The 19,937-nt window shown below is 71.6% G+C and carries 19 protein-coding genes and 2 rRNA genes; 6 read left to right on the top strand and 15 right to left on the bottom strand.

All coding sequences use genetic code 11. The features are described from left to right. Positions 1–3: 3 nt before the first annotated feature. The 3 genes from ACWEQL_RS18030 to ACWEQL_RS18020 all read right to left on the bottom strand — a co-directional run bounded on the left by ACWEQL_RS18030 (position 4) and on the right by ACWEQL_RS18020 (position 2,642). Positions 4–987 (bottom strand): hypothetical protein, encoded by a 984-nt coding sequence (locus ACWEQL_RS18030; protein WP_452151242.1) that lies wholly within the window; start codon positions 985–987, stop codon positions 4–6. A 280-nt stretch (positions 988–1,267) separates the two neighbouring features. After that, positions 1,268–2,083 (bottom strand): hypothetical protein, encoded by an 816-nt coding sequence (locus ACWEQL_RS18025; protein WP_452151241.1) that lies wholly within the window; start codon positions 2,081–2,083, stop codon positions 1,268–1,270. 208 nt (positions 2,084–2,291) lie between these two features. Next, positions 2,292–2,642, bottom strand: a complete 351-nt coding sequence (locus ACWEQL_RS18020; protein ID WP_452151240.1) for a hypothetical protein — start codon at positions 2,640–2,642, stop codon at positions 2,292–2,294. A 248-nt stretch (positions 2,643–2,890) separates the two neighbouring features. On the opposite strand from ACWEQL_RS18020, the gene ACWEQL_RS18015 reads away from it, so the two are divergent. Then, positions 2,891–4,072: a bifunctional lytic transglycosylase/C40 family peptidase gene (locus tag ACWEQL_RS18015; protein WP_452151268.1), complete on the top strand. Its 1,182-nt coding sequence runs from the start codon at positions 2,891–2,893 to the stop codon at positions 4,070–4,072. 221 nt (positions 4,073–4,293) lie between these two features. Next, positions 4,294–5,007: a phosphatase PAP2 family protein gene (locus ACWEQL_RS18010; RefSeq protein ID WP_452151239.1), complete on the top strand. Its 714-nt coding sequence runs from the start codon at positions 4,294–4,296 to the stop codon at positions 5,005–5,007. Positions 5,008–5,100: 93 nt separating this feature from the next. On the opposite strand, the gene ACWEQL_RS18005 is transcribed toward ACWEQL_RS18010, so the two are convergent. After that, positions 5,101–5,283 carry a hypothetical protein gene (locus tag ACWEQL_RS18005; RefSeq protein WP_452151238.1) on the bottom strand — a complete coding sequence of 61 codons (183 nt, stop codon included), beginning with the start codon at positions 5,281–5,283 and terminating at the stop codon, positions 5,101–5,103. 166 nt (positions 5,284–5,449) lie between these two features. Between ACWEQL_RS18005 and ACWEQL_RS18000 the strand changes: the two genes are divergently transcribed. Both ACWEQL_RS18000 and ACWEQL_RS17995 read left to right on the top strand, forming a co-directional pair. After that, positions 5,450–6,352 (top strand): hypothetical protein, encoded by a 903-nt coding sequence (locus ACWEQL_RS18000; RefSeq protein WP_452151237.1) that lies wholly within the window; start codon positions 5,450–5,452, stop codon positions 6,350–6,352. Between the two features lie 168 nt (positions 6,353–6,520). Further along, complete coding sequence (locus ACWEQL_RS17995; protein WP_452151236.1) at positions 6,521–6,721, top strand: hypothetical protein; 201 nt, start codon at positions 6,521–6,523, stop codon at positions 6,719–6,721. Positions 6,722–6,879: 158 nt separating this feature from the next. Here ACWEQL_RS17995 and ACWEQL_RS17990 read toward each other — a convergent pair whose 3' ends face one another. Then, complete coding sequence (locus ACWEQL_RS17990) at positions 6,880–7,284, bottom strand: metal-sensitive transcriptional regulator (RefSeq protein WP_452151235.1); 405 nt, start codon at positions 7,282–7,284, stop codon at positions 6,880–6,882. A 384-nt stretch (positions 7,285–7,668) separates the two neighbouring features. On the opposite strand from ACWEQL_RS17990, the gene ACWEQL_RS17985 reads away from it, so the two are divergent. Further along, entirely contained in the window at positions 7,669–8,289 is a 621-nt protein-coding gene (locus ACWEQL_RS17985; protein WP_452151234.1) for a DUF47 domain-containing protein, read from the top strand. Between the two features lie 5 nt (positions 8,290–8,294). Further along, positions 8,295–9,290 (top strand): anion permease, encoded by a 996-nt coding sequence (locus ACWEQL_RS17980; protein ID WP_452151233.1) that lies wholly within the window; start codon positions 8,295–8,297, stop codon positions 9,288–9,290. Positions 9,291–9,529: 239 nt separating this feature from the next. Here ACWEQL_RS17980 and pstB read toward each other — a convergent pair whose 3' ends face one another. The 10 genes from pstB to ACWEQL_RS17930 all read right to left on the bottom strand — a co-directional run. Beyond that, positions 9,530–10,306, bottom strand: a complete 777-nt coding sequence (gene pstB, locus ACWEQL_RS17975) for a phosphate ABC transporter ATP-binding protein PstB (RefSeq protein ID WP_452151232.1) — start codon at positions 10,304–10,306, stop codon at positions 9,530–9,532. 43 nt (positions 10,307–10,349) lie between these two features. Further along, positions 10,350–11,426: a phosphate ABC transporter permease PstA gene (gene pstA / locus ACWEQL_RS17970; RefSeq protein WP_452151231.1), complete on the bottom strand. Its 1,077-nt coding sequence runs from the start codon at positions 11,424–11,426 to the stop codon at positions 10,350–10,352. Beyond that, positions 11,423–12,403: a phosphate ABC transporter permease subunit PstC gene (gene pstC / locus ACWEQL_RS17965; RefSeq protein WP_452151230.1), complete on the bottom strand. Its 981-nt coding sequence runs from the start codon at positions 12,401–12,403 to the stop codon at positions 11,423–11,425. The genes pstA and pstC overlap by 4 nt, the downstream gene beginning before the upstream one ends. 164 nt (positions 12,404–12,567) lie before the next feature. Then, on the bottom strand, positions 12,568–13,704 hold the full coding sequence (pstS, locus tag ACWEQL_RS17960) for a phosphate ABC transporter substrate-binding protein PstS (protein WP_452151229.1): 1,137 nt from the start codon (positions 13,702–13,704) through the stop codon (positions 12,568–12,570). Positions 13,705–14,247: 543 nt separating this feature from the next. Next, complete coding sequence (locus ACWEQL_RS17955) at positions 14,248–14,757, bottom strand: NUDIX hydrolase (RefSeq protein ID WP_452151228.1); 510 nt, start codon at positions 14,755–14,757, stop codon at positions 14,248–14,250. 1 nt (position 14,758) lies between these two features. Beyond that, positions 14,759–15,832, bottom strand: a complete 1,074-nt coding sequence (locus tag ACWEQL_RS17950) for a CHAD domain-containing protein (protein WP_452151227.1) — start codon at positions 15,830–15,832, stop codon at positions 14,759–14,761. A 136-nt stretch (positions 15,833–15,968) separates the two neighbouring features. Continuing rightward, positions 15,969–18,149: an RNA degradosome polyphosphate kinase gene (locus ACWEQL_RS17945; RefSeq protein WP_452151267.1), complete on the bottom strand. Its 2,181-nt coding sequence runs from the start codon at positions 18,147–18,149 to the stop codon at positions 15,969–15,971. 282 nt (positions 18,150–18,431) lie between these two features. Beyond that, the gene (gene mshD / locus ACWEQL_RS17940; protein WP_452151226.1) at positions 18,432–19,448 is read right to left on the bottom strand and encodes a mycothiol synthase; all 1,017 of its coding nucleotides are present in this window, start codon (positions 19,446–19,448) and stop codon (positions 18,432–18,434) included. Between the two features lie 88 nt (positions 19,449–19,536). Then, positions 19,537–19,653: ribosomal RNA gene (gene rrf, locus ACWEQL_RS17935) — 5S ribosomal RNA — on the bottom strand. An 85-nt stretch (positions 19,654–19,738) separates the two neighbouring features. Continuing rightward, positions 19,739–19,937, bottom strand: a 23S ribosomal RNA gene (locus ACWEQL_RS17930); the annotation flags it as partial.

Below are 19,937 nucleotides of genomic sequence, written 5' to 3'. Positions count from 1 at the left end.
CCGTCACCCTCCCTTCGCTGGATTGCTGTCGCGGATCGGAACCTGGGGCGGGGCGGCCTGCGGCGGCGGCGCCGGCGTCCGGCCCGCGTGGGCGGCGATGCCCGGCGCGACCGAACCGCCGCCCGCGCCGGAGCCCGAGGCGGTCGCGGCCTGCGGGCCGCGGTCGCCGTGCGTGCTGATGCCCTGCTTGACCAGGTTCGCGGTGCCGTTGATCATCGCCGATCCGGCCGACACCGCGTTCGCCCGGGCGTGGCGCATGCTCATGATCTCGTCACCGAAGCCCGGCACGAACCGGTAGACGGCGGCGCTCGCGAAGATCGACAGGAACAGGATCGCCAGACCCGACAGCACCCGCGCGAAGTCGTCGTTCGCCCCCGCCCCGGTCGCCACCGCGCCGGCCAGGCCCAGGATGATCACGATGATCGGCTTGGCGAGGTCCACCGCGAGCATGATCCCGGCCCAGCGGCGCACGTGCTTCCACAACTGCTTGTCCACCAGCCCCGCGTACACCGCCGTCCCCAGCAGCGCGCCCACGTACAGCATCGCGGCCCGGATCAGCAGCTCGATCCAGAGCACCGCGGCCGCCAGCACCGCCACCAGCGAGACGATGATCAGGATCAGCGGGCCACCGCCCATCGACCCCTTCTCCAGCGTGTCCGCGAACCCGCCCAGGTACGTCCCGGTGTCCGACTTCGTCCCCACCGCGATCGCCTTGGTCAGCCCGTCCGTCGCGCTCACCACGGTGTACAGGATCAACGGCGTGAACGCCGAGGCCACCACCGTCAGCCAGAGGAACCCGATCGCCTCGGAGATCGCCGTCGTCAGCGGCGCCCCGCGCACGGCCCGCTTGGTCACCGCGAGCAGCCACAGCACCAGCGTGATGATCGTCGACCCGGCGAACACCACCGCGTACTGCTGCAGGAACGACGCGTTGGTGAAGTCCACCTGCGTCGTCCCGTCGATCGCCCCCGACAGGTTCCGCACCACCCACGCCGCCGCCTGCGCACACCCCTTCGCCAACGACCCCAGCGGATCGGCGACGTTGCCCACCGACCCCGTCCCGGGGAGGGACGAGGTTCCTCCCGGAGCGCAGTAAACGTCGCTTCCCGGCAGAGGGATGCCAGGGCAGTTCGAGTTCGACGCCGTCGGGCTCGGAGAGGGCGCGGCCAGCGCCGGCCGGGCCGCGAGAACGACGGAAAGGCCTCCCAGCAGGAGACCACCGCCGACCCGGCGCAGCCCGCGGACCAAGAGACGACCGGAAGCACCGTCAGCGGGCATAACGGAAGCCTCCGAACTGCTCGACGGCACCAGTGATCTCCTCCGAGGTCGCGGCCTGCTGGTCAGGCGGTACCGGCGCCGGGCCGGCCGCCCGGCTGTAGTCGACGAGCTTCCAGTCCGCTCCGGTCCAGCGCAGGTTGAGGACCAGCGAGAACCACTCCTGCGAGACGGGCCTGGTCGAGGTCTCACCAGCCAGACCGAACAGCCCCACGCACCAGACCTCGACCTTGGCTCCCTCCGCACTGTAGGAGGAGCTCTTGGTACCGACCGGCACCGTACGGCTCACCAGCGTCAGTCCCTTGGGGGCACGCCCCTGGGCGTCCACGCCGAACCGCGCGATGCTCTCCGCCGAGAAGCCCTGGTCCAGCCGGGACTGGAGGGCCTGCAGGGCGGCCGGGTCGGCGATGGTGGTGACGATGGTGTGGCGGGCGTCGGTGCGGAACATGTCGGCGGAGCCGATCGCCACGGCGTAGTTGGCGGCGGCCGACTGGGCGCCGGCGTCGGTGCGCGGGTACCCGGTGCCGATGCCGTTGCTGGTGGTGGCGACGGGCTGGTCGCCGCTGGGGGCGGGGCCGGCGCCGGAGGGCGGGGTGCTGGCGGCGGCCCGGTCGGCGGAGGTGGCGGGCGCGGGGTCGGGCTTGCCGCGGTTGGCGATGGAGATCGCCACGACGAGCAGGGTGACGACCACCAGCACGGTCAGCAGGGTGCGCAGCGGGCGGGGCTGACGCGCGTTGATCTGCGAGGAGGACTGTTCGCCGACCGGTAGCCGCGTACGGGTGTGCGGCTGGTCGTCGGACAACGGCACGGCGGCCCTCCTGGTGCGGGGAGCCGGCTGGGCGGCTCCGGGGTCCCCTCGGCCCGTGGCCGGGCGCGGAGGGGGTCGTGGACGGACTCCTGGCGGGTCCTGCGGTGCTGCGGGGTCGCGCGGCCCGGCGGCGTGGACGACGGCGGGCGCGCGGTCGGGGGCGTGGCCGGACGGTCGGACAGCGGGCGGGACCACCCCTGTCCGATCGTCAGATGGCCATCCCGTAGACAATGGTGAACAGGGTGCCCAGTGATCCAATGATGAACACGCCGGTCAGCCCGGCGATGATCAGCCCCTTGCCCTGTTCGGCGCCGAAGCTGTCGCGCATGGCGGTGGCGCCGATCCGCTGTTTGGCCGCGCCCCAGACGGCGAGGCCGAGGCAGGCGAGGATCGCCACGGCCATGACGACCTCGACCATCACCCGGGCCTCGGAGCCGAGGCTGGCGAACGGCCCCCAGTCCGGGGCGATCCCGCCGATGATGGTGTCGATATTGGGTTTCTTGGGGGGCTCCTCGGCCAGGTGGCCGATCGCGATGCTGTCCACGCTGCTCAGGTTCATTTCCATCTCACCGCCCGATCAGGCAAATTCAAGGGCCCAGACCCCGCCCGCGCGAAGGGTCGGAACCTATTCTTGGCCAGATCTGATGTCGACTTGGCTGCTTCTCGCGGATTGGTCGTGAGGCGTCGGACACGTACGCCAGGATGTCCATCGTACGAAGGATAGCGCTCACTGTTTGTATCTCTGATGATTGCGGTGAGCAACGCCTTCCGGGACACTTCGACTGACGATTCGTCGGGATGGTGCTGATGGTACTCCGGAAGGCCGGTACGGCCGCCGCCGCGGCGGGAGTTGTCGCCCTGGGCTTCGTCGGCCTGGTGACGATCGGGACATATGCGGCGAGTGGTGTGCCGCAGCAGTCGGCCCGTCAGAGTCACTCCGCGCTCTCGCCGGGGACGGTGCCGGCGGCGTACCAGGGGGCGATCCAGCAGTGGGGTCAGCTCTGTCCGGAGATCTCCCCGCCGATGCTGGCGGCGCAGCTGTACCAGGAAAGCGGATTCAACCCCGACGCGCGTTCTCCGGTCGGCGCACAGGGAATGGCGCAGTTCATGCCGGGCACCTGGGCGAATCTGGCGACGGACGGGAACAACGACGGCCGCAAGGACGTCTGGGACCCGATCGACGCGATCGCCTCGGCGGCGACGTACGACTGCCAGCTCGCCCGTGAGGTGGCGAAGGTGGGGGGCGATCAGCAGGCCAACATGCTGGCCGCGTACAACGCCGGTCCGTACGCGGTCATCAAGTACGGCGGGGTGCCGCCGTACAAGGAGACCCAGGGGTACGTGAAGAGCATCCGGTCGCTGGCGCGCAGCTTCTCGGCGCCGACCGCGCCGGTGGAGGTGTCGGCGCAGGCGGCGGGCGCGATCTACTTCGCGCAGACCAAGCTGGGCACCCCGTACCTGTGGGGCGGGGAGGGGCTCCCCTCCCAGGGAGGACGGTTCGACTGCTCGGGGCTCACCCAGGCGGCGTTCGAGAGCGTGGGCATCGAGCTGCCCCGGGTGGCCAACGACCAGTGGTACGCGGGGCCGCACCCGTCCCGGGACCAACTGCGCCCCGGCGACCTGGTGTTCTGGGCGACCGATCTGAGCGATCCGCGCAGCATCCACCACGTGGGCATCTACGTGGGCGGCGGGTACATGATCGACGCGCCGCACACCGGTGCGGTGATCCGGTACGACAAGATCGACACCAAGGAGTACATCGGCGCGACCCGGGTCACCTCGGACGGTGCGGAGGCGCTGCCGGCGCGCGGCACGGACGGCACCATCACCGGCAAGGGCGGCCCGGGCTCGGGCAACCCGGAGAACGCCCCGGCGCCCGCCTCCTCGCCGGCCGCCCCCCGGGCGACGGCCGCGGCGCCGCCGACCGCGGCACGCCCGGCGGCGGCCGCCGTCCCGACAGGTCCAGGTCAAACCCCGGCAAAGAGCTGACCCCGGCGCCCGTCGCCGTGTGCGCGTGAGGTGGACGCTGAGTCAAGTTTCCATAACCGCGCGTTTGCGTGGAACGCTGTGCACCGGCTATGACGTTGTGTCCGTTGGTCCCGCGTGGTGCGTCTGAGCTGCGCGGACCTCGACCACACGGGGTCCCGGGGCCGTCCGGGGCCCGACCCGACCGATCGACCAGGTGCAGCGGAACCAGAAGGAGGTGCGGCGTGTCGACGCCGCTTGCCGACACGACCAACCCCGACCTCGACCTGCTCTACGCCGTCAACGGTCTGGCCCGGCGCTCCCCGGACTGGCTGGACCACGCGGTCTCCTGGGTCGGCGAGTACGGCATCCTGCTCGGGCTCGCGCTGCTGGGCCTGACCGGCTGGCTGCAGGCCCGCCGCCGCCCGGACGCCCCGGTGGCGGTCGCCGGACTGCTCTGGGCGCCGCTGGCCACCGCCGTCGCCGAGCTGGCCAACCTGCCGATCTCGGCGATCGTGGACCGGCCGCGCCCCTTCGTCGACCACTCCGGGCTGGACGTGCTGGTCGAGGGCAAGGAGGGCACCTACTCCTTCGTCAGCGACCACTCCACGATGTCGATGGGCATCGCGGTGGGGCTGTTCCTGGTGAACCGCCGGCTGGGCTGGATCGCCGGCGCGCTGGCCCTGCTGCAGGGCTTCTGCCGGATGTACATGGGTGTGCACTACCCCACCGACGTGATCGGCGGCTTCGCGCTCGCCACGGCGGTGGTACTGCTGCTCGCGCCGATCGCGATGGCCGTCCTGGTGCCGCTCTGCCACGCGCTGGCCCGGACACCGGTCGCGCCGCTGATCAGAGCACGTCAGGGGGGTGGGCCGAGCCCGGTCCGGCGCCGGCGCCGCGGCCGGAGCGGCCCGGTGGCGAGCGACGGCCAGCCGCCGGAGTCCGACCTCGCGGCCTGAACAACCGAACGTCCGGGGCCGCTGAACGACCCCGGACGGCCCGGCAGGACCGGCAGGACCGGCAGACCCGACAAACCCGGTCCGCCCGGTGGCTCAGGTGACGCTGCGGGTGGCGTGTTCGGCCGCCTCACGCCGGGTCAGCTCGCGCGAGCGGCGGGCCGGTGAGAACCAGCCGCAGCTACAGGACGCGAAGGAGAAGGAACCGCGCTCGCTGATCTCGACGCGGTGCTCGGGCATCTGGGCAGTGCCGGGGGCGACCGGCAGCTCACTCTGCACGGGCTTCACCGTAACGCGTTCGGCACCCGGCGCGCGACGCCCTGAACGCGCCGGATCGCGCGTAACCCATTCCCGGTCAACTCGTTTACCGGGCAAGAGTTCTGCCCACCCGGGGCGGAGGCCTTCCGGGCGGTCGGGCCCGAGGGCCCGAGGGGGTTGTCGCGAGATGAAGAAGCCCAACCAGCACCAGGACCACGCGCGGCCGGGCCGGTCCCTGACGCGACCGCGCCCGCTGGCCGGCGCCGCGGCGCTGGCCGTCTCCGTGGCCGTGCTGACCGGCTGCTCGGGCGGTTCGGGCGCCGGTTCCGCGGACGGCACCGCCACCACCCCCGACAAGCTCTCCGCCGACCCGCTGACGGCCGTCCGCGGCGCCGCCGACATCACCGGCCGGACGGGCTCCGCTCACGCCGTGACGGAGCTGGTCACCGAGTCCGCGGAGAAGAAGGCCGTCTTCACCGGCACCGGCGGGTACGACTACGTGAAGCGGGTCGGCCGCCTGGAGGTCACCGTGCCGCCCGGCGCCGCCACCACCGGCAAGATCGTCGAGGTGGTCCTGCCCGGCACCGTCTACCTGCAGAACAGCGGGGCCAAGGTGCCCGAGGGCAAGTGGGTCAAGCTGGACGTGCGCCAACTGCCGGACGGCAACCTGGTCAGCAGCGGCGCCACCGACCCGGCCTCCGCCGCGGGCGCGCTGCGCGGGGCGCAGAAGGCCGAGCTGGTCGGCTCCGAGACGGTCGGCGGGGTGGTCCTGAAGCACTACCGGGGCACCCTGGACCTGGCCAAGGCGGCCGAGGCCACCGGTGGGCGCGGCGGGGACGGCCTGCGGATGGCCGGACAGACCTTCACGGTCAAGGAGGTCCCGTACGACGCCTGGCTGGACGAGCAGGGCCGGCTGCGCAAGGTGGTCGAGGTGTTCACCTTCGCCGGGGTGGCGGGCTCCAAGGAGGCGAAGGACCAGGTGAAGGTGGTCTCGACCACCTCGCTCACGGATTTCGGGAAGCCCGTGGAGGCGGCCGAGCCGCCGGCCGCGGACATCTACGCGATGAAGTCCACGGAGAGCCCGAAGTAGCGGTGCGGGGCGTGCCCGCCGACCGGGTGGGCGCCGAAGGGTGGTGTGCCACCCGTTTCGGCGGCGCCGAGATGGCCCGTCCGTGCCATGTGGCGGGGCTCCCGAATGCCTAGGCTGGGGTCGGGTGGCCGCCGCCCGGGCTGGCGAGGCGCTGAAGGGGTGGTGCAGGTGGTGTCGTCCGCAGTCGGTCGCAGCGACGGCCACGACGACGCGGCCCTCGACGAGATCGAGCTGGCCGGCGAGCTGATGATCGCCGCGACGGCCAGCACCGGCGACCGGTTGCCGACCGAGCGGATCGACGAGGTCCTGCTCGACCGGCCCGGCGACGGTGGGGCCGCCGGACCGGAGGAGGGCCGGCGCGGCTCCTGACCCGGCCGCACGATCCATAGGCCTGCCCGGCCCGTACGGCCCGCGCTCCCGGCCGGGCCACCCCGCCACCGGAGGCCGGGCGTTCCCGGCAACGGCGGCGGGCGACGGCGCCGGGTAACAGCGCCCGTGAACGGCGGCCGTGGACGGCGCCCGGCGGGTCAGCTGCGCAGCAGCCGGCCGATCGCGGCCGTGGCCTCGGCGACCTTGGCGTCCAGCTCCGTCCCGCCCTCCTCGGCGGCCGCGGCGACGCAGTGCCGCAGGTGCTCCTCCAGCAGCGAGAGGGCGAAGGACTGCAGGGCCTTGGTGCTGGCCGAGACCTGGGTGAGCACGTCGATGCAGTAGACGTCCTCGTCGACCATCCGCTGCAGGCCGCGGATCTGGCCCTCGATCCGGCGCAGCCGCTTGAGGTGGGCGTCCTTCTGGGCGCTGTACCCGTGCGGGCCGTGCCCGCCGTGGGCGTGGGCGCCACGGGCACCGTCCTGACCCTCGGCGCCGGGCCGGTCGCCGTGCGGACCGGCCCCGGGCGTGGGGTCCGGCTCGGTGCGCGCTTGCGTCGTGGTCATCGGCCCGCCTTCGTCTGAGTGCCTGGGTGGCTGCGTCGGCCTCCAGTGTCCAACACCGGGGCCCTGCGTGGTGTTCCTCCGGCCGCTCCGGCCGCGGCTCCCGGGGCGCGGACGGGGGCGCTCAGGACGGCCGTTCCGGGGTTCCCCCGTCCGGGCGGCGGCCTGATCTTCCCGGCGCACGACGGGCGCAATCCGCGCGAGGTTCCGTCAGACTGGGGCTCACGTCCGCACACGGGTGTGCGGTCCGGTCCACCGACGCGTCGCTCCTTGCGCCGCCCGAACGGAAGAGGAGGTTCCCGCTCCTCCGTCGCCACCCCGTTTGCGTGGTTCCGCTTGGTTGCACCTAGCATCGTTCAGTCCCTACCCCGCACATCGGAGATCTCCGTGCGTTTTAGCCTGACCCCGAAGGAGACGAGCTTCTACGACATGTTCGCCGCGGCCGCGGAGAACCTCGTCGTCGGATCGAAGCTCCTGCTGGAACTGCTGGGGGCGGACGTGTCGGCCCGCGCGGAGATCGTCGAGCGCATGCGCGCCGCCGAGCACGCCGGGGACGACACCACCCACGCGGTCTTCCACCAGCTGAACTCGTCGTTCATCACGCCCTTCGACCGCGAGGACATCTACAGCCTCGCCTCGTCGCTGGACGACATCATGGACTTCATGGAGGAGGCCGTCGACCTGGTCGTCCTCTACGACATCCAGACGCTCCCCAAGGGCATCGAGCAGCAGATCGAGGTGCTGGCGCGGGCCGCCGAGCTGACCGCCGAGGCGATGCCGAACCTGCGCAGCATGTCCAACCTCACCGAGTACTGGATCGAGGTCAACCGGCTGGAGAACCAGGCCGACCAGATCCACCGCCGGCTGCTCGCGCACCTGTTCAGCGGCCAGTACGACGCCATCGAGGTGCTCAAGCTCAAGCAGGTCGTGGACGTCCTCGAGCAGGCGGCGGACGCCTTCGAGCACGTCGCCAACACGGTGGAGACCATCGCCGTCAAGGAGTCCTGACCCACGTGGACACGGCAGCACTCATCGCCGTCATCGGCGTGGCCTTCTTCTTCACGTACACCAACGGCTTCCACGACTCGGCGAACGCCATCGCCACCTCGGTCTCCACCCGGGCGCTCACCCCCCGGGCGGCGCTGGCGATGGCCGCGGTGATGAACCTGGCCGGCGCCTTCCTGGGCAGCGGCGTGGCGAAGACCGTCTCGCAGGGCATCATCGAGACGCCCAGCGGCAACCAGGGCATGGCGATCCTCTTCGCCGCGCTGGTCGGCGCGATCACCTGGAACCTGATCACCTGGTACTTCGGCCTGCCCTCCTCCTCCTCGCACGCCCTGTTCGGCGGCATGGTGGGCGCGGCGCTGGCCGGCGGCACCGAGGTGCTCTGGGGCGGCGTGGTCGACAAGATCATCATCCCGATGATCATCTCCCCGATCGTCGGCCTGGTCGGCGGCTACCTGGTGATGCTGGCGATCCTCTGGATCTTCCGGCGGGCCAATCCGCACCGGGCCAAGCGCAACTTCCGGGTCGCCCAGACCGCGTCGGCCGCCGCCATGGCCCTCGCGCACGGTCTGCAGGACGCCCAGAAGACCATGGGCATCGTGGTCATGGCGCTGGTCATCTCGGGCGAGCAGACCAGCTACGACATCCCGGTCTGGGTGAAGATCTCCTGCGCGACCATGCTCTCGCTGGGCACCTACGCCGGTGGCTGGCGGATCATGAGGACCCTCGGCCGCAAGATCATCGAGCTGGACCCACCGCAGGGCTTCGCGGCCGAGACCACCGCCTCGGTGGTCATGTACATCACCTCGTTCGTCTACAAGGCGCCGATCTCCACCACCCACGTGATCACCTCGGCGATCATGGGCGTGGGGGCCACCAAGCGGATCCGCGCGGTCCGCTGGGGCGTGGCGAAGAACATCGTGCTCGGCTGGTTCATCACCATGCCGGCGGCCGCACTGGTCGCGGCGCTGATCTACTGGCCGGTCCACCTGTTCTGGGGCTGAGCCCGGACGGGACGGCACAGGACGGGACGACGCAGGACGGGACCCGGGCGACACGACGCGGGGACGGGAGACCCGTCCGGGACCACACGGCACGGAAGACCCGCCCGGAAAGGCGGCAGGGCCCGCCCCCACATCTCGGGGGCGGGCCCTTTGCTCCGCGGCGGCACCGCCATGCAGCACCGCGGAGCAGTTCTCGGGGATCGCGGCGCAGGCCCGGGGCCCGCGTCCGAAGGGGCGGTCTAGCCGAAGCGGCCGGAGATGTAGTCCTCGGTCGCCTGCACCGACGGGTTGGAGAAGATCCGCTGGGTCTCGTCCATCTCGATCAGCTTGCCCGGCTGGCCGACGCCGGCCAGGTTGAAGAAGGCGGTGCGGTCGCTGACGCGGGCCGCCTGCTGCATGTTGTGGGTCACGATGACGATCGTGAACTGGTTCTTGAGCTCGCCGATCAGGTCCTCGATGGCGAGGGTGGAGATCGGGTCGAGGGCGGAGCAGGGCTCGTCCATCAGCAGCACCTCGGGCTCGACCGCGATGGCGCGGGCGATGCACAGACGCTGCTGCTGGCCGCCGGAGAGGCCGGCGCCCGGCTTGTTCAGCCGGTCCTTGACCTCGTTCCAGAGGTTGGCGCCCTGGAGGGACTTCTCCACCACGCCGTCCAGCACGTTCTTCTTCCGCACGCCGGCGAGCTTCAGCCCGGCGATCACGTTGTCGTAGATCGACATGGTGGGGAACGGGTTCGGCCGCTGGAACACCATGCCGACCGAGCGGCGGACGGCGACCGGGTCGACGTCCTTGGCGTAGAGGTTCTCGTCGTCCAGCAGCACCTTGCCCTCGACGCGGGCGCCGGGGATCACCTCGTGCATGCGGTTGAGGGTGCGCAGGAAGGTGGACTTGCCGCAGCCGGAGGGGCCGATGAAGGCGGTCACCGAGCGGGGCTCGACGGTCATCGAGATGTCCTCGATGGCCTTGGTGCCGCCGTAGAAGGCCGACAGTCCGCTGACGTCGATGCGCTTGGCCATGATCTTTCGTCTTCTCTCGTCGTCTCGTACGTCAGTCGGTCGGTCAGTGCCCGCCCTTGGGCGACCGCCACCGGGCGATGCCCCGGGCGATGAGGTTGAGCCCCATCACGAAGGCGATCAGCACCAGCGCGGCACCCCAGGCCCGTGCGTAGCCGAAGTCGTTGTTGACCTGGGCGTACTGCTGCCAGATGTACATCGGCAGGGACTGCTGCGGTCCGTCGAACGGGTTGTCGTTGAGGTAGTCGGCGCCGAACACCAGCATCAGGACCGGGGCGGTCTCACCGGTGATGCGGGCGACCGCGAGCATCACGCCGGTCATGATGCCGCCGATCGCGGTGGGGAGGACGATCCGCAGGATGGTCTTCCACTTGGGCACGCCGAGCGCGTACGAGGCCTCGCGGAGCTCGTTCGGGACGAGTCGCAGCATCTCCTCGGTGGAGCGGACCACGACCGGCATCATCAGGATGGCCAGCGCGAGGCTGCCCGAGAAGCCGGAGTAGTTGAAGCCGAGGGCGATGTTCCACAGGGACAGGATGAACAGACCGGCGACGATCGACGGGACACCCGTCATGACGTCGACGAAGAAGGTGACCGCCTGGGCGAGCCGGCCGCGGCCGTACTCCACCAGGTAGACGGCGGTCAGCAGACCGATCGGGGCGGCGATCAGGGTCGCCAGGGCCACCTGCTGCAGGGTCCCGATGAGGGCGTGGTAGATGCCGCCGCCGGGGCCCGACTGCAGGATGCCCCGCATGGTGTGGGTGAGGAAGTACCCGTCCACCACCTCGGCGCCCTGCTGGATGGTGTAGGTGGTCAGGGCGACCAGCGGGACGACGGCCAGGATGAAGGAGACCCAGATCACCGAGGTGGCGAACCGGTCCTTGGCCTGGCGGCGGCCCTCGACGCGGACGGCCAGGGCGTAGCTGATGACCAGGAACAGCACGGCCGAGATCAGGCCCCACTGGATCTTGCTCTCCAGCCCGCCGAGCAGGCCGATCCCGCAGCCGAGCGCGATCGAACCGGCGGCCGTGGCGCCCGGCGCCCACTTGGGCAGCCGGTTGGCGGTCAGCTTGCGGCCGATGGGCCGGGCGTCCGCCGGGACGGGCGTGGTCGCGGTGCTCATGCGTTGGCCCCCGAGTACTCCTTGCGGCGGGCGACGATCAGCCGCGCCGCACCGTTGACCACCAGCGTGATCACGAACAGGACGAGGCCGGAGGCCATCAGCGCGTCCCGGCCGAGGGGCTGGGCCTCGCTGAACTTCAGCGCGATGTTCTGCGCGAAGGTGCCGCCGCCCGGGTCGAGCAGGTGCAGCGACAGGATGCTGTTGGGCGACAGGACGATCGCGACGGCGATGGTCTCGCCCAGCGCGCGGCCGAGGCCGAGCATCGAGGCCGAGATGATGCCGGGGCGGCCGAACGGCAGCACCGCGGTACGGATCATCTCCCAGCGGGTCGCGCCGAGCGCGAGCGCCGCCTCCTCGTGCATCCGCGGCACCTGCTTGAACACCTCGCGGGTGACCGCGGTGATGATCGGCAGGACCATGATGGCCAGCAGGATGGCGACGGTGAACAGGTTGCGCGGGGTGGTGCCGGTGCGGGACTGGTCGAAGATGACCGTCCAGCCGAGGTACTGGTCCAGCCAGCTGGTCAGGCCCTCCATGTGCGGCACCAGGAAGAGCGCGCCCCACAGGCCGTAGACGATGCTGGGCACGGCGGCCAGCAGGTCCACCAGGTAGGCGAAGGGCTGCGCGATGCGGCGCGGCGCGTAGTGCGAGATGAACAGCGCGATCCCGATGGCGACCGGGACCGCGATGATCATCGCGATCAACGCGCTGACGATCGTGCCGAACGCCAGGACGGCGACGCCGAAGACCGGCTTCGCCGCGTCCGGCGTCCACTCGAAGGTGGTGAGGAAGTTGCCCTCGTTCTTGCTGAGGGCGATGCCCGAGCGCCAGGTCAGGAAGCCCGCGATGGCGGCCATGACCACCAGGAGCAGGATGCCCGAGCCTCGCGCGGCGTTCATGAAGATCTTGTCGCCGAGTCGGCTGTCACGCTGGCGGCGGACCCTGCCTCGCGGGGCGGCAGGGGTTTTTGAAGTCATTGGTCTTCTCCGGTCTGGTGGTACCGCCCTGAGGGGGCGGCACCCTGGCGGCGGTGCCCCGGACGTGGTTCTGCGTTTTTCACCTGTGGTGTGTCACTGATGGCCAGCGGGACGGCCCCGGCCCCCCTCCTTGTTCCAGGGCCGTCCCGACGGTGGTCCTACGGTCAGGCCAGACCGGCGATGGCGGTGTTGACCTTGGCGGTGAGCTCCTTGGGCAGCGGGACGTAGCCCTTCTCGCCGACGGCCTTCTGGCCCGCGTCACCGGCCGCGTAGGTCAGGAACGCCTTCAGCGTGTCGAGAGTCTCGGCCTTGTTGCCCTTGTCGCAGACGATCTCGTAGGTGACCAGGACGAGCGGGTAGGAACCCTCCTCCTTGGTCGCGTAGTTGAACTCCAGCGCCAGGTCGGAGCCGGTGCCGACGATCTTGGCCTTGGCGAAGGTCGTGGCGGCGGTCTCGGCGGTGGCCGGGACCGGCTTGCTGGCGCCGGTGTTGATGGCGGCGCTCTTCAGGTTGTTGGTCTGGGCGTACGACAGCTCGGCGTAGCTGATCGAGTTCTTGACCTGCTTGACCTGCGAGGAGACGCCGGCGCTGCCGCTGGCGGCCTGGCCGCCCTTGGCCGCCCAGGTCTTGCTGGGCTTGTAGGTCCAGGCGCCGCCCGAGGCCTTCTCGAAGTACTTGGTGAGGTTGTCGGTGGTGCCGGAGTCGTCCGAGCGGTGGAACGCCTGGATGTCGGCGTCCGGCAGCTTGGCGCCCGGGTTGAGCGCGGCGATCGCCGGGTCGTTCCACTTGGTGATCTGCGAGTCGAAGATCTTGGCGGTGGTCGGGCCGTCCAGGACCAGGTTGTCGACGCCCTCGACGTTGTAGATGATCGAGATCAGGCCACCGACGAGCGGCAGGTTGATGCCCTGGCCACCGGTGCAGACCGCCTTGGAGGCGTCGACCTCGGCCGGCTTCAGCGCCGAGTCGGAGCCGGCGAACTGGACCTTGCCCTGGGTGAACTGCTGGACACCCGCGCCCGAGCCGACACCGCCGTAGTTGACCGTGGTGCCCGAGCAGGCGGCGCCGAACGTGGTCTTCCAGACGTCGATCGCGTTGCCCTGCGCGGTGGAGCCGGCGGCGACCAGGGTGCCCGGCTTGCCGCAGGCGATGGAGGCGGCGGGGGCGGCGCCACCGCTGGAGGAGCCACCGGCGGTCTTCGTGTTGTTCTCGTCCGAACCGCACGCGGCGAGCGACAGCGAGCTGACGAGCGCCATGGCACCGATGGCGAGGGCCTTGGAGCGGCCGTTCCGCTGGAGCTTCACAGGGGTGTCCCTTTCTGTGGCAACGCCCGGCGCCCTGGCCGCGGGAGGCGGCGGAACGCGGGGTTTTGCTGTGGTCCGGGGCCCGTTCGGCCCTCCGGTGAGACCGAAGTTAGGCGCGGTAGGTGACGCGTCAGCCGGTCGGGAGTGAACGGGAGGTGAACCTCGAACGGATGGCAGGAAACCGGGTCAGGTAGTAACGGTTGCGTCACGGGGAGGGCGCGGCGAGATCACCCCGACCGCCCCGGGGCACCCCTCGGACGCCCCGCGACGGGCCGCCGGCACACGCGTCCCGGGAGCCCCACCGGGCGATCGACCGCTCCCGTCCGACACCGACGGCCGGCCACCCGGCACCCCGCCGGAGACCGCGCCTGATGCCCCGTCCGCACCACGCAGAACCCAGCGGATCCCGGCGGTCGCGGTGTCCACCGCGTACGGACCGCCGTCGGCGCCCGGCACGAACAGCGTAGGCCCGACCACCGCACCCGGCACCCCGACACGACAGCGTCTGACAGGGCCGGCACGAAAGGGGAAGGAAAGGGCAGGCTAGCGGCGGGCCCGCTTCAGCGGACGGGCCCCCAGCTCGGCGAGCAGCGCGTCGACCAGCCCGCGATCGCGCTCGTGCGTCAGCCGCGTCCGGGCCTTGCCCGCCGGCAACCACTCCAGCCGGTCCACCTCGCGGTTCGGCCGGAACTCCCCGCCCGAGGGCACCGCCGACCAGTAGCGAACCTCCTTCGGCCGCCCCTGCGCCAGGTAGTGCTGCGCCGGCAGCTCCACCCCCAGCACGCAGCGGAACCCGGTCTCCTCCAGCACCTCGCGCAGCGCCGCCTCGACGACCCCCTCGCCCGGGTCGAGCTTCCCCTTGGGCAGGCTCCAGTCGTCGTACTTGGGCCGGTGGATCACCGCGATCCTCGGCCGCCCCAGCCGGCCGCTCTTCTTCAGCCGGCCCGGCAGCCACAGCACCGCCCCGGCCGCCAGGATCACCGGCGAGCGGCCGCCCGCGGCCCCCGGGCCCCGGGCGTGGTCGTCCTGCGCGGCCCTGCGGCGGTCACTCAAGTCATGCCATCCGTGGTGCTGGGGAGATGTCGGAGACCGGTGGCTCCCAGCCGTCCAGGCCGGCCGACACCTCCGGCCACTGCCGGCCGAAGGCGTACCGCGTCGCCTCCACCTCCAGTCGCTGATCAGCATGCACCACGCCCAGCACGTACGCGGTGGCGGGGGTGATCCTCGGGGTGCGCGCCGCGGTCGCCGCCGTCACCGCCGCGTCCGCCGCCTCCTGGTGCCGGGCCAGCACCAGGTCCAGGCCGTCCAGCTCCGCCGCCGGCCGGGCGCACACCTCCAGCGCGTACCGGGCCCGCTTCACCAGGATCCGCACCCGGTGCCACGGCTCGTCGTCCGCCGCCAGCGCCGCGTCCGCGTCCACCGCCCCCCGCGCCGGGGGGACCGCGCCCAGCCGGCGCAGCCCGTCCCCGCCGTACGGGGTCGCCGCCCGCTGCAGGGGCAGCTGGGCCGCCCCCGCCGCCAGCGCCGCGAAGGCCGCCGCCGCCTGCGGCAGCAGCACCGCGCCCGCCCGGCCCTGCGCCGAGTCCAGCAGCGGCGCCTCCCCGACCAGCAGGGTCATCCGGTCCGCCAGCGCGTGCAGCCGGGCCGAGCGCAGTTCCTGCAGCACCGTGGTGTGCGCCCTGGTCCGGGCCAGGGTCAGCTGCCGGTCCAGCAGCGCCCGGGCCTTCGGCGCGCCCGCGTGCCCGGCCAGCATGCCCGGCGCGTCCGGCTCGGCGGCGCTCAGCGCGTCCAGCGCGCCCAGCAGCCGGGCCGAGCGCCGTACGTAGCCGGGCTCCAGCGCCAGCAGGTTGAGCAGCCAGCGCAGCTCGGTCCGGGACTCCTGCGCCCACGCCGGCTCGAAGGTCCCGCCGAAGGTGTGCAGCAGGCCGCCTATCCGCCGCACCGCCCGCAGCAGGTCCGACGTCCCGGCCGACGGGACGACGACGGTCCCGGGTCTCGCGCCGACCTCGCCCACCGCCAGCGGCAGGGCGCGCAGGAAGGCGCCGGCCTGGGCGGTGAGATGGCTGGAGAGGATGTCCCCGGCGGTGGCTGTGGACGCCGCCAGGGCCGTCATCGGCGCATCGGTCATGAGTTGGTAGATCCCCGTTCCCCCGGGGGGCGGTCCCCCCGGGGCTGGTGGCCGACTGCTTCGCCGGGGCCCGGCCCGCCCGGGTCCCGGTTCCCCCGGGGCCGGTCCCGTTCCGGCCCCGCGGGTCCCGCTCCCCTCAGCGGGAGGACGAGGACGTCCGGCGGCGCTGACGCGAGTCGATCAGCAGGTCCTGCACGTGCCGCAGCCGGCGGCCCTCGGCGTCCTGCGAACGGCGCGTCCAGGCGCCGTCCGGGCCCAGGTGCCAGGACTCCGTCTCGTCCGACATGCCCAGGTCCAGCAGCCCGGAGAGCTCCGCCCGGTGCGCCGGGTCGGTGATCCGCATCAGCGCCTCGATCCGGCGGTCCAGGTTGCGGTGCATCATGTCGGCGCTGCCGATCCACACCTCCGGGTCGCCGCCGTTGCCGAACACGAACACCCGCGAGTGCTCCAGGAAGCGGCCCAGGATGGACCGCACCCGGACGTTCTCGCTCAGCCCCGCCACGCCCGGGCGGATCGCGCAGATCCCGCGCACCCAGACGTCCACCGGGACCCCGGCCTGCGAGGCCCGGTACAGCGCGTCGATCAGCGCCTCGTCGACGATCGAGTTGACCTTGAGCTTCACGTACGCCGGCCGGCCCGCGCGGTGGTGCGCGATCTCGTCGTGGATCCGCGTCACCAGCCCGTCCCGCAGCCCGCGCGGCGCCGTCAGCAGCCGCCGGTACGACTCGCGCCGCGAGTAGCCCGAGAGCCGGTTGAACAGGTCCGAGAGGTCCGCGCCGACCTGCGGGTCCGAGGTCAGCAGGCCGAGGTCCTCGTACAGCCGGGCCGTCTTCGGGTGGTAGTTGCCCGTCCCGACGTGCGAGTAGCGACGCAGCGTGTCGCCCTCCTGGCGGACCACCAGCGACAGCTTGCAGTGCGTCTTCAGACCCACCAGGCCGTACACCACGTGGCAGCCGGCCTCCTCCAGCTTGCGGGCCCACTTGATGTTGGCCTGCTCGTCGAAGCGCGCCTTGATCTCCACCAGGACGAGCACCTGCTTGCCCGACTCGGCCGCGTCGATCAGCGCGTCCACGATCGGCGAGTCACCCGAGGTGCGGTACAGCGTCTGCTTGATCGCCAGCACGTCCGGGTCGCCCGCCGCCTGCTCCAGGAAGGCCTGCACCGAGGTCGAGAAGCTGTCGTACGGGTGGTGCAGCAGCACGTCCCGCTCCCGCATCGCCGCGAAGATGTCCGGCTGCGAGGCCGACTCCACGTCGGTCAGCCCGCGCGCCGTGCCCGCCACGAACTTCGGGTACTTCAGCTCCGGCCGGTCCAGGTCCGCGATGCCGAACAGACCCGTGAGGTCCAGCGGCCCGGGCAGCGGGAAGACCTCCGCCTCGGTGATGTTCAGCTCCCGCACCAGCAGGTCCAGGATGTACGGGTCGATCGACTCCTCGACCTCCAGGCGCACCGGCGGCCCGAAGCGCCGCCGCATCAGCTCCTTCTCCAGCGCCTTGAGGATGTTCTCGGTGTCGTCCTCCTCCACCTCCAGGTCCTCGTTGCGCGTCACCCGGAAGGCGTGGTGCGCCAGCACCTCCATGCCCGGGAACAGCTCCTCCAGGTGCGCCCCCATGACGTCCTCCAGCGGCACGTACCGCTGCGGCGAGGCCTCCAGGAAGCGGGCGAGGGACTGCGGCACCTTCACCCGGGCGAAGTGCTTGTGCCCCGAGACCGGGTTGCGCACCACGACGGCGAGGTTGAGGGAGAGTCCCGATATGTACGGGAAGGGGTGGGCCGGGTCGACCGCCAGCGGCGTCAGCACCGGGAAGATCTTCTGCCGGAACAGCGTGTGCAGCCGGGCCTGCTCCTTCTCCGCCAGCTCCGGCCAGCGCACCAGCTCGATGCCCTCGGCCGCGAGGTCCGGCAGCACCTCCTGCTGGAAGGTCGCGGCGTGCCGCGCCATGAGCTCGCGCGAGCGGGTCCAGATCAGGTCCAGCACCTCGCGCGGCTGCAGTCCGGAGGCACTGCGCTGCGCCACCCCCGTGGCGATCCGGCGCTTGAGGCCGGCCACCCGGACCATGAAGAACTCGTCCAGGTTGCTGGCGAAGATCGCCAGGAACTTGGCCCGCTCCAGGAGCGGGATCTGCGGGTCCTCGGCCAGCTCCAGGACCCGCTCGTTGAAGGCCAGCCAGCTGCGCTCGCGGTCCAGGAAGCGCCCCTGGGGCAGCTCCTCGAACTCTTGCTCGTCGGCCGCGGGCAGCTCCGGCGGTATGCCCAGCGCGCTCGCCATCAGGGCCGGCGGTGACAACGGGGCAGAGACGGGGCGGGGGATGCTCATGGGCTCCAGCTCCTCCAACAGCAGGACGGGGTCCGGACGCGAGTGGCTCTGCGGCCCGTCGTCCTCGCCCAGCGCCAGCGTCCACCCACCGGGTGCGGTCAGGACCGGACCGGACAACGAGTGCCGGCCGACGCTGCACGAGCGAGACACTACGGACTTCATCCTGTGATCTTCGCGGCAGCAATTGAATCCACGGTAAACACCGCATGGCCAGGAGGAAAGCTGAGTCGGTCGGGGCCGGGGCGGACCTCCCGGCCCATTGCCCCGGCCGCTCCGGCTCCGCTATACGTCCTGGTCGGCGCGGTACCCGACGCGGTACATCAGGTCCACCTCGTGGATGGTGAACCCCAATCGCTCATATACCCGCACAGCGGCCGGATTGTCCGCATCCACGTAGAGAAGTACGGTTTCCAGTCCGCGCTCGCCCGGCCCGCGCCCGGTCAGGTGACGCAGGCCCGCCGCGGTGAGCGCCCGGCCCAGTCCGCTGCCCTGCTCCGCAGGGTCCACGCCGACCACGTACACCTCGCCCAGCGCCGGCCCGCCGTCCGTGCCCGGGTGGACCTTGGTCCAGTGGAAGCCCACCAAACGGCCCCCCCGGGTCGCCAGGAAGAAGCCGGCCGGATCGAACCACGGCTCGGCCAGCCGGTCGGCGAGGTCCCGTCCGGTCCAGGCGCCCTGCTCGGGGTGGTGGGCGAAGGCCAGCGCGTTCAGCCGCAGCCATTCGGCGTCGTCCTCACCCGGACGGAAGGTCCGCAGCTCGATCCCGTCCGGCAGCGGCGCGGCCTCGGTCTGCGGGCCGGTCCGCCGCATCTGCCGCAGCTCGCGCACCAGCTTCGCCCCGTACCGCTCCGCCAGGTGCCGGGCCGCGGGGTGGCCCCCGTGCACCCAGACGTCGACCTGGTCGTGCCCGGCCCGGTGGGCCTCCGCGAGCACCGCGTCCACCAGCCGGGGCCCGTACCCGCGCCCGCGGGCCGCCGGGGCCACCACCAGCTCGGCCGACGGGTTGCCGGCACCCTCCGGGACCTCCAGCTGGCCGTAGCCGAGGACGGCGGAGGCCGTGGCGGTGAAATCCGCGGGGGCCGTCTGGACCAGATGGGTGACGCCGGGCCTGGCCGCCTCCGAGGAACGCAGCCGCAACCGACCCTGCTCGGACACCGCGTCCCGGCCGTCCGCCGCCCGGGCCTCGGCGAGGACGCGCAGGACGCCGTCCCGCCACTCCGGCCGCAGCACCGCGTCGGCGATGACCGTACCGGGGGGCGTCTGGTGGAGGCGTGCCTGCTGAGCGTCCTGATCGTCCATGCCCTGACGATACGTCACCGGTGACTTTCTGCCCAGAAATGCGAGAAACCCCGCCCGGGTGCCCCGGGCGGGGTTGCTCTGAATGATTGTTCGGCGGCGTCCTACTCTCCCACAGGGTCCCCCCTGCAGTACCATCGGCGCTGTGAGGCTTAGCTTCCGGGTTCGGAATGTAACCGGGCGTTTCCCTCACGCTATGACCACCGAAACACGGTGAAACTGTCAACCGCACCCCACCCAGGCCGTGGGCGGGGGGTCGTTGTTTCAGAACAACACAGTGGACGCGAGCAACTGAGGACAAGCCCTCGGCCTATTAGTACCGGTCAACTCCACCCCTCACAGGGCTTCCATATCCGGCCTATCAACCCAGTCGTCTACTGGGAGCCTTACCCTCTCAAGGAGGTGGGAGTGCTCATCTCGAAGCAGGCTTCCCGCTTAGATGCTTTCAGCGGTTATCCCTCCCGAACGTAGCCAACCAGCCATGCCCTTGGC

This window comes from Kitasatospora sp. NPDC004240, from assembly GCF_053603215.1.
Note: the sequence above shows the minus strand (reverse complement) of the source record. Positions and strands in the feature narration are given on the sequence as shown.

Excerpts from the sequence above, each read along its gene's own strand:
- ACWEQL_RS18020 (WP_452151240.1), bottom strand. The coding sequence starts at position 2,642 with ATGAACCTGAGCAGCGTGGACAGCATCGCGATCGGCCACCTGGCCGAG.
- ACWEQL_RS18015 (WP_452151268.1), top strand. The coding sequence starts at position 2,891 with ATGGTACTCCGGAAGGCCGGTACGGCCGCCGCCGCGGCGGGAGTTGTC.
- ACWEQL_RS18000 (WP_452151237.1), top strand. The coding sequence starts at position 5,450 with ATGAAGAAGCCCAACCAGCACCAGGACCACGCGCGGCCGGGCCGGTCC.
- ACWEQL_RS17990 (WP_452151235.1), bottom strand. The coding sequence starts at position 7,284 with ATGACCACGACGCAAGCGCGCACCGAGCCGGACCCCACGCCCGGGGCC.
- pstB (WP_452151232.1), bottom strand. The coding sequence starts at position 10,306 with ATGGCCAAGCGCATCGACGTCAGCGGACTGTCGGCCTTCTACGGCGGC.
- pstA (WP_452151231.1), bottom strand. The coding sequence starts at position 11,426 with ATGAGCACCGCGACCACGCCCGTCCCGGCGGACGCCCGGCCCATCGGC.
- pstC (WP_452151230.1), bottom strand. The coding sequence starts at position 12,403 with ATGACTTCAAAAACCCCTGCCGCCCCGCGAGGCAGGGTCCGCCGCCAG.
- ACWEQL_RS17950 (WP_452151227.1), bottom strand. The coding sequence starts at position 15,832 with ATGACCGATGCGCCGATGACGGCCCTGGCGGCGTCCACAGCCACCGCC.
- ACWEQL_RS17945 (WP_452151267.1), bottom strand. The coding sequence starts at position 18,149 with ATGAGCATCCCCCGCCCCGTCTCTGCCCCGTTGTCACCGCCGGCCCTG.
- mshD (WP_452151226.1), bottom strand. The coding sequence starts at position 19,448 with ATGGACGATCAGGACGCTCAGCAGGCACGCCTCCACCAGACGCCCCCC.